Genomic DNA, 16,931 nt, shown 5'->3' with positions numbered 1-16,931 from the left:
CATACGGTCCGCGGCTGCCCTCAAGATTGGAAGATCACGTCTGATCAGTCGGACTGGCCGAGCGAGGCGACCGGGGTCCGCTTCGGCGCACCCCGCCTGACGTCGCTGCGGGTCAGCATTTCCTTGAGATAGGCGACATTGGCCGCAGCCTGGTCGGGCGGTAGGTCCGCCTTCACGATGGTCTCGGCTTCGGCGAAGCGGCCCTGGAGACCGACGACCAGACCGAGATTCTGCCGCACCCGCGCGCTTGCGTGCGGCGAGGCATAGGCTTGCCGCAGCGCGTCTTCGGCCTTCGGCAGATCTCTCGACAACATGTAGGACAGGCCGAGATTGGAGAGCACGCCGGGATCGCCAGGCGCGATCTTGAGGGCACTCGCATAATAGGAGCGCGCTTCCTCGTGACGGCCCATCTGATCGAGCGCGGTACCCTGCACCGAGAGCAGGCGCCAATCCGGGTTATCGGGCGAATGCGCCTTCGACAGCACGTCGAAGGCTTGCTGGAAATTGCCGTTGTCGGAGAGCGCGCGGCCGTATTGGGCCATCAGCGCCTTGTTGCCGGGATTGGCGATGGTCGCCTGCTCGAGCACGGCGGCGGCTTGGGCGCGCTGGCCGTTGGCGCGTAGCGCTTGGCCGTAGGCGAGCGCCGCGTCGGCGTCCTTGGGATTGGCACGATAGCGCTCGCCATAGACTTCGGCAGCCCGCGCGGGATCGGTGGGAGCGGCTTCCGCCCGCGACCCGACCGAGCCGGTAACGTCGGAGAGTTTCGACATCGCCGTGCAGCCGCCGAGGCCCATGGCCACCGCCGCCACCAGCGACGTGGACGCAAGAAGCCGTCCAAGGCTGAGCCTTCCAAGGCTGAGCCGTCCAAGACTGAACCGTTCACGACTGAACCGTTGACGCATGACGCTATGACTCTCGAGCCGATTGATCGAGCCGAACGCGCCAGCAATAGACTGTTAACCCTAACGGCCGGTTAATGCTCCCGATCCGCGCCCGTCACTGCGGCGTCCGCGGCGGCATCTCGCCGCCGAGACCCGGATCGAAGCCGAGCGTCTTCGCCTGCTCGTTGAGGTCCCGCAGCAATTGCAGTCGTTGCCGCGTCTCGATCTCGACATCGATGCCCGGGCGCACGACCCCCGGCAATTCGCGCAGAAGATCGTCCCGATTGACCAGACGCCTCGCGCGGAGCTCGTCGAGCTGAAACTCGTCGTGCATATCTCGAGAACTTGCTTTCGAGATCCTCCCAGGCGTGAGAGGTCGCGAGATAGACGTGGAGCAAATCGGCCCAATCCACCTCGCCATCGGCATAGAAGGCGCCGCGCAGCAGGAGCCGGCGGGCGAATGCCGCGACCTGATCCCGTTTCAGCGTCGTGCATACGTCGATCTCGATGCCCGACTGGATGGCCGGATCTCGGGAAAGATCCCGCCCGGCCGGCAGCCCGACGACGCCGTGCGGCAGGTTTGAATCGAGCGGCCTGAAGACACCATCCTTGCGCGGACGTGAGTAGCGGGCGATCGCGAAGCGAAACTCGGTGCGGCCGCCATGGGACATCAGGTGGGACATCGGCCCGAAAATGGATGACGTTGAAGCCGGCGTCGTCACCGGCCTGCCCGGTCGATGACGGACAAGACAAGACGTAGATCGTGCGCCAGAATGCTTCATCGCTCTCGCTCGACGTGGCGCGCGGGTCGGGAATCGAATAGCGCGTCAGCCCTTCGACATGCCGGTGTCCGTGCAGAACCAGATCGACGTTGAGCGATGTCGCCGCTTCGAGGAAGGTCGCGGGCGCCGCGAGCTACATCAGCGGCTCGTCGGGTACGCCGAGAAACCGGTTTCCTTCTCCGGTCGCCTGCGGCAGTGGATGATGGTGCAGCGCCAGAACGCGCACGAGGTTTTCCGCCGGTTCGGCATAATGGGCGCGGCCGCCCGACCCGAGGCTGCCCGCGAGTTCGACGCTCAGCCGCGCGGAATCCGAAACCATGGCGCTATAGGCGCTCTGGTCGACGTTGCCGCTCGCGAGCGTCGTGAGGCTCGCGCGGTTCGAATCCAGCAGCACCAGATCGAGGCCGGCCTGACGGTAGTAGACGCTCTTCGAGGTCTGCGGCAAATGCAGGTAATCATAGACGTCGTGGCGGCCTGCACGCTGGCTCGGTCGCTTGACGTCGTGATTGCCGGCAATTGCCTGGATGTCGGTGAACAGCCCAGTCTGCCGGAAGGACGCAATGACGGCGAGCGCTTCCTCGAGCGCAGGCGGCGTCGGGTCGTCCACGATATCGCCGGTGATCAGCAGGATGCGATCGGGAATGCCCGCGAAGTCCGCCATCCTCTCGCGAATTGCGGCATTGAGCGTCTCGATCGTCGCAAGCAGCCGACCCGACCCGTCCAGATGCAGGTCGGAAATCCGTACGATGACGAACGATCTATCCATTTTGCGTCGCTTATTTGCGAATGCCGCGCCGCGCAAACGATGAGAGAAATGCCTTCGACGATAAGGTTCAGTCCGGTATCAGCCCGCGACGAGATGAGCTGGGGTAAGAATCGACTCTCGCCACGTGCAGAACCGCACGACACAATCTAAAATATTGGCCAATAATGCCACAACCGCAACGCTAGAAAAGCCCTGCGGCTGCTCGCGTGAACGGCAGCTCTCAGCATGAGATACGGAGCCTTCCCGATGATGGTTTCGCTCACCCGATCAATATTCGATGGCGAGCCGCTTGCGGATTTCGTCAATGCGCTTGTCTAAAGCATCGAACCGCGCGTGAACGGAGCGGTCGTGGAGATAGAAGACGTAACCACCGGCAAGGAACGCGAATATCCAATGATGATGCTCGACATAGCCAAAAATCGCCTCCACCGCCTGGCCGATGAATGTGACCACGCTCCACACAAATTCCATTGCATTTCCTCCCAGCCGGCTTTGTCGTCGGAGGTCTTCGCACCGACGGCCGTTGCCGGAACCTAGCATGGCCCCTTTGCTGCGAGTAGCGGATCACTGAACGATGGCAGCAAAGCGGATTGCAGCGGCGGCAAAACTCTGCGAAATCTCGTCCGTTCGTATGACCCGCTCGATCTGACGATCCGGACCCGCCAATGCCTTCTGTCTTCGAGACGTCGACTACCGCCATTCCGATCACCTTCGTCACCAAGTCGAGCTGGGATCAGGTCGCCGGGCGGCTACCCGCGGTGCAACGCCAGTTCGCCACTGCGAGCGCCTTTACCGCAAAGCCGGGCGGCTATCTCGCGCTGCCCGCGCCCGATGGCGCGATCGCGCAAGTGCTGTTCGGACTCGAGGACGAGGGTGCAAGATCGCGCGACCTGTTCCGACCGGGCGCCCTGCCCGGCCTGCTGCCGCCGGGCATTTATCGCTTCGCCAATGCGCCGCACGATGCACGGCTCGCCGCACTCGCCTTCGCGCTCGGCAGCTACCGCTTCGCCCGGTACCGCAAGGCCGATCGCCCCGAGGTCCGGCTCGTGCCGCCCGACGGCGTCGACGCGACCGAGATCAACCGCATCGCGGACGCCGCGATGCTGGCGCGCGACCTCATCAACACGCCGGCCAACGACATGGGGCCGGAGGAGCTGGCCGCAACCGCGAAGGATCTCGCCGCCGAATTCGGCGCAAGCTTTGCCTGCACCATCGGTGACGACTTGAAGACGAATTTTCCGCTGATCCACGCCGTCGGGATGGCCTCGGACCGCGCGCCGCGGCTGATCGACATGGGCTGGGGCGACCCGGCTCATCCCAAGGTGACGCTGGTCGGAAAGGGCGTCTGCTTCGACACCGGTGGGCTCGACCTGAAGCCGTCGAGCGGCATGCTGATCATGAAGAAGGACATGGGAGGCGCCGCCAACGTGCTGGCGCTGGCGCGCATGGTGATGGATGCGAAGCTGAAGGTGCGGCTGCGTGTGCTGATACCGGCCGTGGAGAACGCGGTCGCGGGCAATGCCTTCCGCCCGCTCGACATCTTCACCTCGCGCAAGGGTATCACGGTCGAGATCGGCAATACGGACGCGGAGGGGCGGCTGGTGCTCGCCGACGCGCTGGCGCTTGCGGACGAGGAAAAGCCGGACCTGCTGATCGATCTCGGCACGTTGACCGGAGCGGCACGCGTCGCGCTGGGGCCGGATTTACCGCCGTTTTACACCAATGATGAGACGCTTGCCGACGACGTCGCACGATGCGCGGTGAGCGAGAACGATCCGTTGTGGCGCATGCCGCTGTGGCCGCCTTACGATGCGTGGCTGGACTCCAAGACGGCCACCATCACCAACGCACCATCCGGCGGCTTTGCCGGCTCGATCATCTGCGCGCTGTTCCTGCAACGCTTCGTCGAACAGGCCAGGAGCTGGCTGCATGTCGACATCTACGGCTGGACGCCGTCGGCGAAGCCCGCACGCCCCGAGGGCGGCGAGTGCCAGGCCGCGCGCGCGATCTACACATTGCTGAGCGAGCGCTATGCGTGATCCGGGACTCGATTCGAGGCTGACACCGGCGCGCGGCGACCTTGCCGCAAAGTATCTCGAAGGCAAGGTGCAGGCGGATCGCTTCGTCACGGGCGAGGAATTCGAGATAATCGAGGCGATCGCGCCCGTGCGCGAACAGCCGTCGCCGAATGCGATGCTGATGACACAAGCGTTGCGCGGCGAGCGCGTCACGGTCTACGACCGCAACGGCGAAGGCTGGGCGTGGGGTCAGCTCTCCCTTGACGGCTATGTCGGCTGGCTGCCGGATGCAGCGCTGATGAAGCCCGCGGCCGCGCCGACCCACATGGTCAGTGCGCTACGAACCTTTGCCTTCCCCGGTCCCTCGATCAAGCTGCCGCCGGCGGACACGCTGGTGATGGGATCGAAGATCGCGGTTGCACGCGAGGACGGCAGCTTCGCCGTGACACGCGACGGACAATATCTGCCCAAGGCCCATCTCACCCCGCTTGATCATCGTGAGTCGGATTTCGTCGCAGTCGCCGAGCGTTTCGTCGGCACACCCTATCTCTGGGGTGGCAAGAGCAGCCTCGGCGTCGATTGCTCCGGCCTCGTCCAGGTCTCGCTGACATCAGCGGGCATCGGCTGCCCGCGCGACAGCGACATGCAGCAGGCCGGCCTCGGTCGCGCGCTGGAGCCGCATGAGCAGAGCAGCTTGCTGCGCGGCGATCTCATTTTCTGGAAGGGGCATGTCGCCATCGTCCGCAATGGCAGCACCATGGTTCACGCCAATGCGCATCACATGGCGACGGTGGTCGAGCCGATCGAGCCGGCGATTGCACGGATTAAGCAAGCCGGCAGCGAGGTCACCGCGATCAAGCGGCTCTGACGGAGGCTACGTCGCCGCCGACCCGTTCCCCGCCGTCTCCAGCCGGAACGCCGCCGCAAACAGCGCGCGCGTGTAATCCGTCTTTGGGTTCTTGAAGAGCTCGGCGGCCTGGCCTTCCTCAACCACCTTGCCGCCACGCATCACGATCAGATGGCTGGCAAGCGAGGCGACGACGCGCAGATCGTGCGAGATGAACATGTAGGTGAGATCGCGGCGGCGCTGCAGTTCACGCAGCAGATCGACCATTTGCGCCTGAATCAGCATGTCGAGCGCACTGGTCGGCTCGTCAAGCACGACGAAATCCGGCTCCAGCACCACCGCCCGCGCGATGCTGATGCGCTGGCGCTGGCCGCCGGAGAATTCATGCGGATAACGGTGGCGGGTATCCGGCTTCAGTCCGACGTCCTCGAGCGCCTTGACGACGCGCTCCTCACGCTCGCCGCGCGAGAGCTGCGGCTGATGCACGGTGAGGCCTTCGGCGACGATGTCGGCGACCGACATGCGCGGGCTGAGCGAGCCGAACGGATCCTGGAACACGATCTGCATGTCGCGCCGGAACGGCCGCATCTCCTTGAAGCGCAGGCCCTGGATATCCTTTCCCAGGAACACGATGCGTCCGTTCGAGGAGATCAATCGCAGCAATGCGAGCCCCAGCGTGGTCTTGCCCGAGCCGGACTCGCCGACGACGCCGAGCGTCTCGCCCTTGCGCACGGCGATGCTGACACCGTCGACCGCCTTGATGTGGCCGACCGTCTTGCGCATCAACCCGCGCTTGATCGGGAACCAGACTTTCAGGTCGTCGGCCGACATCACCACCGGCGCATCCGGCTGCGGCGGCGCTGGATCGGGCTTCGGTTCCGCGGCGAGCAGGTCGCGCGTATAGGGATGCTTCGGGCTCTTGAAGACCTGCTCGACCGGCCCCTGCTCGACGATCTCGCCGCCTTTCATGACACAGACCTGGTCGGCGATGCGACGCACAATGCCGAGATCGTGGGTGATGAAGAGCAGGCTCATGCCGAGCCGGCCGCGGATCTCCGCAAGCAGCGTCAGAATCTGCGCCTGCACGGTGACGTCGAGCGCCGTCGTCGGCTCGTCCGCGATCAGCAGGTCCGGCTCGTTGGCGAGCGCCATCGCGATCATCACGCGCTGGCGCTGGCCGCCGGAGAGCTGGTGCGGATAGCTCTTCAGCCGCGTTTCAGGCTCGGGAATGCCGACCTGCGTCAGCAACTCCAGCGTCCGCCGGCGCGCCTCGGCATTGTTGGTCGGATTGTGCAACTGGATGATTTCGCCGATCTGCGCCTCGATGGTGTGCAATGGATTGAGCGAGGTCATCGGCTCCTGGAAGATGATGGAGATGTCGCTGCCGCGAATCACCCGCATCTCCTGCTCCGACCGGTCGATCAGTTCCTGTCCCTTAAAGCGGATGCTGCCCGAGGGATGCGAGGCGTTCGGATAGGGCAAGAGCTTGAGGATCGAGAGCGCGCTGACCGACTTGCCGGAGCCGGATTCGCCGACCAGCGCCACGCACTCGCCGCGCCTGATCTGGAACGAGACCTTGTCGACCGCGAGCGTGGTGGCGCCACCCTGGTGGAAGGCCACCGAGAGCTCGCGCACGCTGAGCAGGGGTTGGTTGATCGCGTCCATTGGCTTACCTGAACGTCTTGCGCGGATCGAACGCGTCGCGCACGGCCTCGCCGATGAAAATCAAGAGCGACAGCATGATTGCGACCGAGAAGAAGCCGGAGAAGCCGAGCCAGGGCGCCTGCACGTTGGACTTGCCCTGCGACAGCAGCTCGCCGAGCGACGGCGAGCCGGGCGGCAGTCCGAACCCGAGGAAATCGAGCGCCGTCAGCGTCATCACCGAACTCGACACGATGAACGGCAGGAACGTCATCGTCGCGACCATCGCGTTCGGCAACAGATGCCGGAACATGATGACCTTGTTCGACACGCCGAGCGCCCGCGCCGCCTGGATATACTCGAAATTGCGCCCACGCAGAAATTCCGCGCGCACGAGTCCGACCAGCGACACCCAGGAAAACAGCAGCAGGATGCCGAGAAGCACGAAGAAGCCGGGCACGAGCACCGAGGACAGGATCAGCAGCAGATAGAGCGAAGGGATCGCAGTCCATATCTCGATGAAACGCTGGAATAACAGGTCGATCCAGCCGCCGAAATAGCCCTGCACCGCGCCGGCCGCGATGCCGACGACGGAGGAGACGATGGTCAGGCAGAGGCCGAACAGCACCGAGATGCGGAAGCCGTAGATCAGCCGCGCCACCACGTCGCGGCCCTGATCGTCGGTGCCGAGCCAGTTGTATTCGAGATCGCGGCAGCTCTTGAGGCCTTTCTTTTCGACGACAGGCTTGCATTGCGCTTCCGTCAGCATCCAGGTCGGCTTCGACGGCGCCGGCGTCGGCAGATCGAGATTGTGGGTATCGTAGGAATAGCGGATCAGCGGCCAGACGATGCTGCCGCCCTTGTCCCTGATCAACTTCTGCAGATAGGGATCGCGATAGTCGGCTGCCGTTTCGAAGTCGCCGCCGAAAGTGGTTTCCGAATAGGTGACGACGGACGGCCAATAGAGGTGGCCATCATATTTGATCAGGAATGGCCGATCATTGGCGATCAGCTCGGCGAACAGCGACACCACAAACAGGATCAGGAAGATCCAGAACGACCAATAGCCGCGCCGGTTCGCCTTGAAATTCTGCCAGCGGCGCCTGTTGAGCGGCGATGGCACGAACGGTTTGCGCGTGATCGGCACGGCATTGCCGAGCGGCGACTTCGCAGTGGTTTCGATCGGCGTGGTGGGGGCGGCCAGCGTCATCAGACCTCCCGCGCCTCGAAATCGATTCGCGGATCGATCCACATATAGGTCAGGTCAGAGATCAGGTTGATCACGAGGCCGACGAGCGAAAAGATGAAGAGCGTACCGAACACCACGGGATAGTCGCGGTTGAGAACGCTCTCGAAACTGAGTAGTCCCAGCCCGTCCAGCGAGAAGATGGTCTCGATCAGAAGCGAGCCCGAGAAGAAGGCGTGAATGAAGGTGCTGGGAAAGCCGGCGATGACGATCAGCATCGCGTTGCGGAAGACATGACCATAGAGCACCCGGTTCTCGCTGCAGCCTTTCGCCCGCGCGGTCATCACATATTGCTTGCGGATCTCGTCCAGAAACGAGTTCTTGGTCAGGAACGTCATGGTGGTGAACGCGCCAAGCCCCATGGCAATCAGCGGCAGCGCCAAATGCCAGAAGTAATCGATGATCTTCCAGTACCATGGAAACTGCGACCAGCCGTCTGATGTCAGTCCGCGCAGCGGGAACCAGTTGAAGAACGAACCGCCGGCAAACAGGATGATCAGGAGGATCGCGAACAGGAAGCCGGGTATGGCATAGCCGAGCACGAGCACGCTCGACGTCCAGGTGTCGAAGCGCGTCCCGTCCCTGACCGCCTTGCGGATGCCGAGCGGAATCGAGATCAGGTAGGTGAGCAGCGTCAGCCAGATGCCGAGCGAGATCGAGACCGGCAACTTCTCCTTGACGAGCTGCAGGACGCTGACGTCGCGAAAATAGCTCTTGCCGAAATCGAAGCGGGCGAAATTCCAGACCATCAGCGCGAAGCGCTCCGGGGCCGGCTTGTCGAAGCCGAACTGCACTTCCAGCTTCTTGATGAAATCGGGATCGAGGCCTTGCGCGCCGCGATATTTCGAGTTGATGGCATCACCACCGGCCCCTAGCTGCCCAGGGGCGCGCTGCGCAAAGTCGCTGCCGCCCGAGATGCGCGAGGTCCCGCCGGTATCGGCGCCCGAGAGCTGCGCGATCACGCGCTCGACCGGCCCGCCCGGCGCGAACTGCACGACGATGAAGGAGACGAAGAGGATCCCGAGCAAGGTCGGGATCATCAGCAGGATGCGGCGGGCGATATAGGCGCTCATGGCTGTTTCGCCTGCTCGAGCTTGGCGGCCTTGCAGCCATCGTACCACCAGATGTCGGGGGCGCCGACGCCGTTGGCATAACGCGGCAGCTTCTGCGGACGGCCGAATTGGTCCCAATAAGCAAGCCGGTGCGTCTTGTTATACCATTGCGGCACCCAATAACGGCCGGCGCGGAACAGGCGATCGAAGGCGCGGCAGGCGACGGTCAAATCCTCGCGGTTGTCGGCCGCCATGATCTTCTCGATCATGGCATCGATCGCCGGGCTGGCGACGCCCGCGAGATTGTACGAGCCCTTCGTTGCCGCGACCTGCGAGGAAAAGAACGCGCGCATGGCGTCGCCCGGCGTTGCCGACATGCTGAAGCGCTGGATCGTGATGTCGAAGTCGAAATCTTCCTGGCGCGCCTTGTGTTGCACGGCATCGACGAGGCGCACGCTCGCTTCGATGCCGAGCGTCGCGAGATTCTTGATGTAGGGCGCATGGTGGGGCTGAAACGAAGGCTCGTCCAGCAGGAACTCGATCCTGAATATCTCACCGTTCGGCAGCACCCGCTTGCCGTCCTTGATCGGCAGGCCGGCGTCGCTGAGCAGTTGCTGCGCCTTGCGCAACAGGCTGCGGTCCTGCCCCGAGCCGTCCGAGACCGGCGGCGTGAACGGCGCGACGAACACCTCGTTGGGAACCTGACCGCGAAACGGCTCCAGCAGCTTCAGCTCTTCCGGCGGCGGAGGCCCGTCGCTCGCCATGAGGTCCGAGTTCTGAAATGGCGACACCGTGCGGGCATAAGCACCGTACATGATGGTCTTGTTGGTCCACTCGAAGTCGAAGGCGTCGATCAGTGCCTCACGCACGCGAGGATCCCTGAACTTGTCGCGCCGCGTGTTGATGAACCACCCTTGCGCGCCAGACGGCGTGTCGTCGGGCACGACTTCCATCTTGACGCGACCGTCCTTCACCGCAGGGAAGTCATAGCGCGTCGCCCAGATGCGAGAGGTGAACTCCTCGCGGTAGAGATAGTTCTTGCCGGTAAAACCTTCGAAGGCGACATCCCGGTCGCGGTAGAATTCGTAGCGCACGACGTCGAAATTGTAGCTGCCACGACAGGGGGGCAGATCGGCAGCCCACCAGTCCTTCACCCGCTCGAACTCGATGTAGCGGTTGACCTCGAACTTTCCGACCTTGTACGGGCCCGAACCCAACGGAATATCAAGCGACGTTTCATCGAACGGACGGGAGGCATAGTAGGCTTTCGAGAAGATCGGCAGGCTCGCCACATAGAGCGGCACGTCGCGCGCGCGTCCCTTGGCGAAGGTCACAACAAGTGTTGCATCGTCAACGGCTTCCGCGCTGACCATGTCGCGCATCTGCACGATGATCAGCGGATGGCCTTTCGTCTTCAGCGACGTCAGCGAAAACGCCGCATCGTGAGCAGTGAGCTTGGTGCCGTCATGGAATTTCGCCTCGGACCGCATGCTGAAGCGATAGACCAGCCTGTCTGCCGATATAGTTACAGACTTGGCGGCAAGCCCATACATCCCGTCCGGTTCGTCATTGGCTCGCACCATCAGCGGCGCAAAGGTCATGTCCATGCCCTGCGCGCCATCGCCTTTGAGGATGAAGGCATTGAGCGAGTTGAAGGTCTGGTAGGACTGGTTGTAGGCGCGCACCGACGGGATCAGCGAGAAGGTACCGCCCTTCGGCGCGTCGACATTGACGTAGTCGAAGTGATTGAAGTCGGCGGGATATTTGAGGTCGCCGAAGGCCGACATGCCGTGGGCCTCGGCGGGCATCTCGGACGCTGTCGCGCCCCGGAGCCAGACGGCGCTGAACGCGCCACCGGCACCCAGGGCCAGCACATGCCGTCGTGAAAGCTGCGCCATGCGAGAAATGTCCCTCACGACTTCTTTGCGATCCGCGCCGCCTTGTCCGCGTCGTACCACCAGATGAACGGGAAGCCGGACTGGCCGTATTTAGGCAATTCCGCCGGCCGGCCGAAACGATCCCAGCGCGCGGTGCGCACCTTCGTATAAGTCCACTGCGGCACGACGTAGTGATTCCACAACAGCACGCGGTCGAGTGCCTTGGTTGCCGCGACGAGATCGTCGCGCCCCTTGGCGTAGATCACCCGCTCGATCAGCTTGTCGACCGCCGGATTCTTGATGCCGGTAATATTGCGTGAACCCGCGATGTCGGCCGTCTTCGACGACCAGAATTCGCGCTGCTCGTTGCCCGGTGACTGCGACTCGCCCCAGGAGTTGGTGACGATGTCGAAATCCCACTCGCGCGTCCTGTTCTCGTATTGGGTCGGATCGACTGTCCGCACGCTGACGGCAATGCCGAGCCGTTCCAGCGAGGGCTTGTAGAACAGCGTGATTCGCTCGAAGCTCGGATCCGAGTTCAGCAATTCCAGGGAGAACTGGGTGCCGGTCTTGACGTCGACAAGCTTGCGGTCGCGCACCTCATAGCCGGCTTCCTTGAACAGGCGCAGCGCTTCGCGAAGATTGTCGCGCACGGCTTCCGGACTGCCGCCGACTGGATTGGTATAGGCCGTCGTGAAGACTTCGGGCGGGACCTCGGCGCGGACCGTCTCGAGGATCTCGAGCTCCTTACCCTGCGGCAGCCCGGTCGCCATCAGCTCATCGATCCCGTCGAAATAGCTGCTGATGCGCTTGTACTGGCCGTAGAAGATCTGCTTGTTCATCTCCTCGAAGTCGAACGCGTAGTTGAGCGCGCGTCGCACGCGCGCATCTTTGAACTTGGCGCGGCGCAGGTTGGGCACGAAGGCCTGCATGACGCCCGAGCTGCGATTGGCGAACTCCTCGAGGATCACGCGCTTTTCGGTGACCGCCGGGAAGTCGTAGGCTGTCGCCCAGTTCTTCGCGCTGTTCTCGGTGCGCCAATCGACCTGATCGGCCTTGAACGCCTCGATCGCCACGGTGGCGTCGCGGAAATACTCGTAGCGCAGCTCGTCGAAATTATTTCGGCCCACATTGGCGGCGAGGTCGCGCCCCCAATAATCCTTGACTCGCTCCAGCGCGATCGACCGCCCGGCAACGAATTCCTTGACTCGATAGGGGCCGGAACCCAGTGGCACTTCGAGCGTGGTGGCGGAGACATCGCGCTTGCGGCCCTGCGCGTCCGTGCCCTCCCACCAATGCTTCGGCAGGACCGTGAGCTGCCCGACGATCTGCGGAAGTTCCCGGTTGCCCGGTGCGTCGAACACGAACTTCACCTCGCGCTCGCCGACCTTCTCGGCTTTCACCACATGGCTGTAATAGGCCGAGTACATCGGGTGATGCTTTTTGAAGGAATCGAGCGAGAAGATCACGTCGTCCGCGGTAACAGGCTTGCCGTCATGCCATTTGGCTTGCGGTCGCAAGCGGTAAGTCACGAAAGAGAAATCATCCGGATGGCTGACGGCCTCGGCCAGTGCGCCATATTCGGTCGAGACTTCGTCGAGCGAGGCCGTCGTGAGGGATTCGTAGATGAATGCCACGGCACCGGCGACTTGCCCCTTCACACCGGAGACGACGATGTTGAAATTGTCGAATGTGCCGACGGCGATCTGGCGCGCGACGCCGCCCTTGGGCGCTTCCGGATTGACGTAGTCGAAGCGCTTGAAGTCCGCGGGGTACTTCACCTGTCCGAACAGCGACAGCGCGTGCCGCCAGGTGGGCTCGCTGGCGGATTGCGCGCGTGCCACGCCGACGCCAGGAAGGCCCCCTACGGAACCAAGGGCGGGGAGCGCTGCGGCAGCGGTACCAGTGAGCAGGAGATCGCGTCGGGTAAGGGCCAAATCAACATTCCTGTCTTGAAGGAGGCTACTCCTTTAAGGTCCCAATATAGGCGAGGTTTCGACGGAATATGTTGCTTTTTCCTCATCTTGGAAGGCCGGCTGGCCGATCGCTGCGGCCAAACGCCCCGATAACAACGCCGCGAGGCCCGGATAAGCAAACGGCCAGGCTTTTCAGCCTGGCCGCGTACTAAGATCGTAGTCGATAGGCCTTACTTGGCCGCGGTGGGCAGCGGCTTCGGGCTGTCGGAAAGGCTGTTCAGGTAAGCGATCACGTCGGCCCGCTCGCTATCCTTCGGGATGCCTGCAAAGCCCATCGCGGTGCCCGGGACAGCCGCCTTGGGATTGGCGATGAACTTGTTGAGCGCATCGAAGTCCCAGGTGCCGCCCTTGGCCTTCATCGCGGCCGAGAAGTTGAAGCCGCCGCGGCCCTCGCCAACATGGTCGCCGACCACGCCGTAGAGGTTCGGACCGACACGGTTCGGGCCGCCCTTCTCGAAGGTATGGCAGGCGCCGCACTTCTTGGCGGCGGCGGCGCCCTTCTCGACCGAGGCGGTCTGGAGCAGTTTTTCGATCGGCTCGGCGGCCGCGGGGGCAGCGCCGCCTTCCTTGCCGTGGCCGGCGTCTTCCTTCACTGCGATCTCGAAGCCCGGCTTTTCCGGCATCTTGGGCGAGAACAACGCCTGGGCGGTGAAGCTTGTCACCAGCAGAAGGAGACAGGTGCCGAGCACGGCACCGAGAATCTTGTTTAGTTCGAAAGAGTCCATTTCCGGCCAGGCCCCACACCGCAAGAAGGATCGAGCGGCCCAATGCGGCCGCCAGGACGAGCCTCGGAGAATCAACGTTCCTTACTGTTTCCCCGAGTTTTGCCATTGAGATATCGGTTTGCCCGGGGTCTGGCAACCCGTATAAGCGAGCGGGCTTCACGCCCGTCCCCACCCCATTTCTCGGCGCGGAAAACGCCCCGTTTCCAGGCCCTTGAACGATGATCGATCCCCGCATCCTGGTGCTGATTCCAGCCCGCATGGCCGCCACCCGCCTGCCCGGCAAGCCGCTCGCCGATATCGCGGGGCAGCCGATGATCGTGCACGTGATGCGCCGCGCGGAGGCGGCCGGGATAGGCCGGGTGGCGGTCGCAACCGACACCGCGGAGATCGCGTCCGTCGTGACCGCCCATGGCGGCGAGGCCGTGATGACCCGCGCGGAGCACCCGTCCGGCTCCGACCGCATCCACGAGGCCATGCAAAAGCTCGATCCGGACGGCAAGGCCGAGATCGTGGTCAATCTGCAGGGCGATTTCCCGACCATCACGATCGACAACATCCGCGAGGTGTTGCCGCCGCTGCAAGACCCCGTCGTGGACATCGCAACGCTGGCTTCGCAGATCCACACCGAGGAGGAGGACCTCGCGCCGAGCGTCGTGAAGGCGATCGGGACCTCGCTCGGTGGCAGGCGCATGCGCGCACTTTATTTCACCCGCGCAACCGCGCCGACCGGCGATGGGCCCCGTTACCACCATATCGGCCTCTACGCCTATCGCCGCGCCGCGCTGGAGCGCTACGTCCGGCTTCCGCCTTCGCCGCTGGAATTGCAGGAGAAGCTCGAGCAGCTCCGGGCGCTCGAGGCCGGAATGCGCATCGACTTCACCATTGTCGATACCGTGCCCCGCGGGGTCGACACGCCGGCGGACCTGGAAACCGCCCGCAGCATCCTTTCCAAATCCTGAGCCGCTGTTACAAGGCCGAGCATGAGCAAGCTGAAAATCGCATTCCAGGGCGAGCCTGGCGCCAATTCCCACATCGCCATCGTCGAGGCCTATCCCGACGCCGAGCCGATTCCCTGCGCCACCTTCGAGGACGCCTTGTCGGCGATCTCGTCGGGCGAAGCCGACCTCGGCATGATCCCGATCGAGAATTCGGTCGCGGGCCGCGTCGCCGACATCCATCATTTGCTGCCGGCCTCCGGCCTCTTCATCATCGGCGAATGGTTTCTGCCGGTCCGGCATCAGCTGATGGCGGTGAAGGGCACCCGGCTCGAAGACATCAAGAGCGTCGAGAGCCATGTGCACGCGCTCGGCCAATGCCGGCGCATCATTCGCAAGCTTGGCATCAAGCCGATCGTGCACGCCGATACCGCCGGCAGCGCCCGCGACATTTCCGAGCGTAACGACAGGTCCGTCGCCGCGATCGCCTCGCGCCTGGCTGCGCAGATCTACGGCCTCGACATTTTGGCGGAGGACATCGAGGACGAGGCCCACAACACCACGCGCTTCGTGGTGCTCGCGCGCGAACCGAAATGGGCCGCACAGGGCTCCGGTCCGCTGGTCACGACTTTTGTATTCCGGGTGCGCAATTTGCCGGCCGCGCTCTACAAGGCGCTCGGTGGCTTTGCCACCAACGGCGTCAACATGACCAAGCTCGAGAGCTACATGGTCGACGGCAATTTCTTCGCTACCCAGTTTTACGCCGACGTCGACGGCCACCCCGAAGACAAGGGTCTCGCGTTCGCGATCGAGGAGCTGAAATTCTTCTCGCGCGAATTCCGCATCGTCGGCGTGTATCCGGGGCATCCGTTCCGCGCGACGATGGAGTAGTTTTGTGTCCCGGACGCGCGAAGCGCGAGCCGGGATCGAGACGCTGCTCAGCGCAGGGGCGTGAGAGCCTTATCCGACCGCTTTAAGCCCGAACGCCTCTGCCAGCAGCGAATACGATTTCTTGCGCGCCTCGTGATCGTACACGGCGGTGATCACCATCAACTCGTCCGGCTTGCTCGCATCGATCAGCGGCTGAAGCGTCTCCTGCACGGTCGCCGGGTTACCAACGAACAGGCGCGAGCGGTTGCGCCGGATCGAGATGCGCTCCGAATCCGTATAGGGATAGGCCAGCGCCTCTTCGACGCTCGGCAACGGAAGATACTGGCCGCGGTCGCGGCGCAGGCGGTTGAGGTCGAAAGACGCGGCGAGCTTTTCGGCTTCCTCATCCGTGTCGGCCGCAATGACGGCGACCGCGAGGATCGCGCGCGGGCTCGCACTCCAGGCCGAGGGCTGAAAACGATTGCGATAATGCACCATCGCGTCGATCGCATCGTGGGACGCAAAATGATGGGCGAATGCGAAGCCCATGCCGACTTGCGCGGCGAGCTCCGACGAATAATCGCTGGAGCCGAGCAGCCAGATCGGCGGCAACGGCGTATCGTCGGGCATCGCGACGACGTTGTGGTAGGGATGGCCCGAGGGGAATTCCCGGGTCTGCCACAGGATCAATTCGTGCAGCCGCTCGAGGAAATCGTCGCCTTCGCGGCGGTCGAGCCGGCTGCGCAGCGCATAGGCCGTAGCGCCGTCAGTGCCGGGCGCGCGGCCGAGGCCGAGATCGATACGGCCGGGAAACAACGCCTCGAGCATCTTGAAGCGCTCGGCTACGACCAATGGTGCGTGATTGGGCAGCATCACACCACCGGAGCCGACGCGGATGTGCTTGGTCACCGCCGCGATCTGCCCGATCATCACGTCGGGCGCAGGACTCGCGACGGAGGCGAGGTTGTGATGTTCGGCGAGCCAGTAGCGGACATAGCCGAGCCCGTCGACATGGCGCGCCAGGTCGATGCTGTTGCGCAGCGCCGCGGCGGGCTTTGTGCCAGTTGTGACGACGGAGAGATCGAGGACTGAGAGCGGGATCATGGCGCGCTAACGTAGCGGAGGGCGGCGCAGCGGCAATGGGCAGGGCGCGCAGGTCTGACGTGCAGGCGGCCGCCTCGCGCGACTTCACCGCAGCGTTGGGACAGTTACCGCGCTGATAGTATGACTTTCATATTGCCCACGGACAAATTTGCACCGAACAAGTCTCCATCTTCTGTTATCTACCTGATGTAATATGATTTATCCTAGATCG

At 63.6% G+C, this 16,931-nt stretch carries 16 protein-coding genes; 5 read left to right on the top strand and 11 right to left on the bottom strand.

Going from position 1 to position 16,931, the window contains the following annotated elements; translation table 11 throughout:
* Positions 1-44: 44 nt before the first annotated feature.
* Together AC0L21_RS25815 and AC0L21_RS25810 are read right to left on the bottom strand one after the other, a co-directional pair.
* Positions 45-794 carry a tetratricopeptide repeat protein gene (locus AC0L21_RS25815; RefSeq protein WP_473264609.1) on the bottom strand — a complete coding sequence of 250 codons (750 nt, stop codon included), beginning with the start codon at positions 792-794 and terminating at the stop codon, positions 45-47.
* Between the two features lie 202 nt (positions 795-996).
* The gene (locus AC0L21_RS25810; RefSeq protein WP_473264557.1) at positions 997-1,215 is read right to left on the bottom strand and encodes a hypothetical protein; all 219 of its coding nucleotides are present in this window, start codon (positions 1,213-1,215) and stop codon (positions 997-999) included.
* A 55-nt stretch (positions 1,216-1,270) separates the two neighbouring features.
* On the opposite strand from AC0L21_RS25810, the gene AC0L21_RS25805 reads away from it, so the two are divergent.
* Complete coding sequence (locus AC0L21_RS25805) at positions 1,271-1,465, top strand: hypothetical protein (protein ID WP_473264556.1); 195 nt, start codon at positions 1,271-1,273, stop codon at positions 1,463-1,465.
* Between the two features lie 331 nt (positions 1,466-1,796).
* Here AC0L21_RS25805 and AC0L21_RS25800 read toward each other — a convergent pair whose 3' ends face one another.
* Both AC0L21_RS25800 and AC0L21_RS25795 read right to left on the bottom strand, forming a co-directional pair.
* Positions 1,797-2,429, bottom strand: coding sequence for a metallophosphoesterase family protein (locus tag AC0L21_RS25800; RefSeq protein WP_473264555.1), 633 nt, complete (start codon positions 2,427-2,429; stop codon positions 1,797-1,799).
* A gap of 267 nt (positions 2,430-2,696) precedes the next feature.
* Positions 2,697-2,900, bottom strand: a complete 204-nt coding sequence (locus AC0L21_RS25795) for a hypothetical protein (RefSeq protein WP_018454690.1) — start codon at positions 2,898-2,900, stop codon at positions 2,697-2,699.
* 194 nt (positions 2,901-3,094) lie between these two features.
* On the opposite strand from AC0L21_RS25795, the gene AC0L21_RS25790 reads away from it, so the two are divergent.
* Positions 3,095-4,468: a leucyl aminopeptidase family protein gene (locus AC0L21_RS25790; RefSeq protein WP_473264553.1), complete on the top strand. Its 1,374-nt coding sequence runs from the start codon at positions 3,095-3,097 to the stop codon at positions 4,466-4,468.
* Positions 4,461-5,315, top strand: a complete 855-nt coding sequence (locus tag AC0L21_RS25785; RefSeq protein ID WP_473264550.1) for a C40 family peptidase — start codon at positions 4,461-4,463, stop codon at positions 5,313-5,315. Before AC0L21_RS25790 ends, AC0L21_RS25785 begins: the two co-directional genes overlap by 8 nt.
* A 6-nt stretch (positions 5,316-5,321) precedes the next feature.
* Here AC0L21_RS25785 and AC0L21_RS25780 read toward each other — a convergent pair whose 3' ends face one another.
* From AC0L21_RS25780 to AC0L21_RS25755, 6 genes are all read right to left on the bottom strand, one after another.
* Positions 5,322-6,959, bottom strand: coding sequence for an ABC transporter ATP-binding protein (locus AC0L21_RS25780; protein ID WP_473264549.1), 1,638 nt, complete (start codon positions 6,957-6,959; stop codon positions 5,322-5,324).
* Positions 6,960-6,963: 4 nt separating this feature from the next.
* On the bottom strand, positions 6,964-8,145 hold the full coding sequence (locus tag AC0L21_RS25775; RefSeq protein WP_473264548.1) for an ABC transporter permease: 1,182 nt from the start codon (positions 8,143-8,145) through the stop codon (positions 6,964-6,966).
* Positions 8,145-9,254 carry a microcin C ABC transporter permease YejB gene (locus AC0L21_RS25770; protein WP_473264547.1) on the bottom strand — a complete coding sequence of 370 codons (1,110 nt, stop codon included), beginning with the start codon at positions 9,252-9,254 and terminating at the stop codon, positions 8,145-8,147. The genes AC0L21_RS25775 and AC0L21_RS25770 overlap by 1 nt, the downstream gene beginning before the upstream one ends.
* A complete protein-coding gene (locus AC0L21_RS25765) occupies positions 9,251-11,131 on the bottom strand; it encodes an extracellular solute-binding protein (protein WP_473264546.1) in 1,881 nt (626 codons plus the stop codon). The genes AC0L21_RS25770 and AC0L21_RS25765 overlap by 4 nt, the downstream gene beginning before the upstream one ends.
* 14 nt (positions 11,132-11,145) lie before the next feature.
* The gene (locus tag AC0L21_RS25760) at positions 11,146-13,047 is read right to left on the bottom strand and encodes an extracellular solute-binding protein (protein ID WP_473264544.1); all 1,902 of its coding nucleotides are present in this window, start codon (positions 13,045-13,047) and stop codon (positions 11,146-11,148) included.
* A gap of 209 nt (positions 13,048-13,256) precedes the next feature.
* Positions 13,257-13,811 (bottom strand): c-type cytochrome, encoded by a 555-nt coding sequence (locus AC0L21_RS25755; protein ID WP_007599749.1) that lies wholly within the window; start codon positions 13,809-13,811, stop codon positions 13,257-13,259.
* Between the two features lie 218 nt (positions 13,812-14,029).
* Between AC0L21_RS25755 and AC0L21_RS25750 the strand changes: the two genes are divergently transcribed.
* A complete protein-coding gene (locus tag AC0L21_RS25750) occupies positions 14,030-14,770 on the top strand; it encodes a 3-deoxy-manno-octulosonate cytidylyltransferase (RefSeq protein WP_473264543.1) in 741 nt (246 codons plus the stop codon).
* Positions 14,771-14,791: 21 nt separating this feature from the next.
* The gene (locus AC0L21_RS25745) at positions 14,792-15,637 is read left to right on the top strand and encodes a prephenate dehydratase (protein WP_473264542.1); all 846 of its coding nucleotides are present in this window, start codon (positions 14,792-14,794) and stop codon (positions 15,635-15,637) included.
* Between the two features lie 69 nt (positions 15,638-15,706).
* Here the strand turns inward: AC0L21_RS25745 and AC0L21_RS25740 are convergent, their stop codons facing one another.
* On the bottom strand, positions 15,707-16,720 hold the full coding sequence (locus AC0L21_RS25740) for an LLM class flavin-dependent oxidoreductase (RefSeq protein ID WP_473264541.1): 1,014 nt from the start codon (positions 16,718-16,720) through the stop codon (positions 15,707-15,709).
* Positions 16,721-16,931: the final 211 nt, after the last annotated feature.

It is taken from the genome of Bradyrhizobium sp. WSM4873 (genome assembly GCF_055811355.1).
The sequence above is the reverse complement of the archived record's forward strand: the minus strand, read 5'-3'. Positions and strand labels throughout refer to the sequence as shown.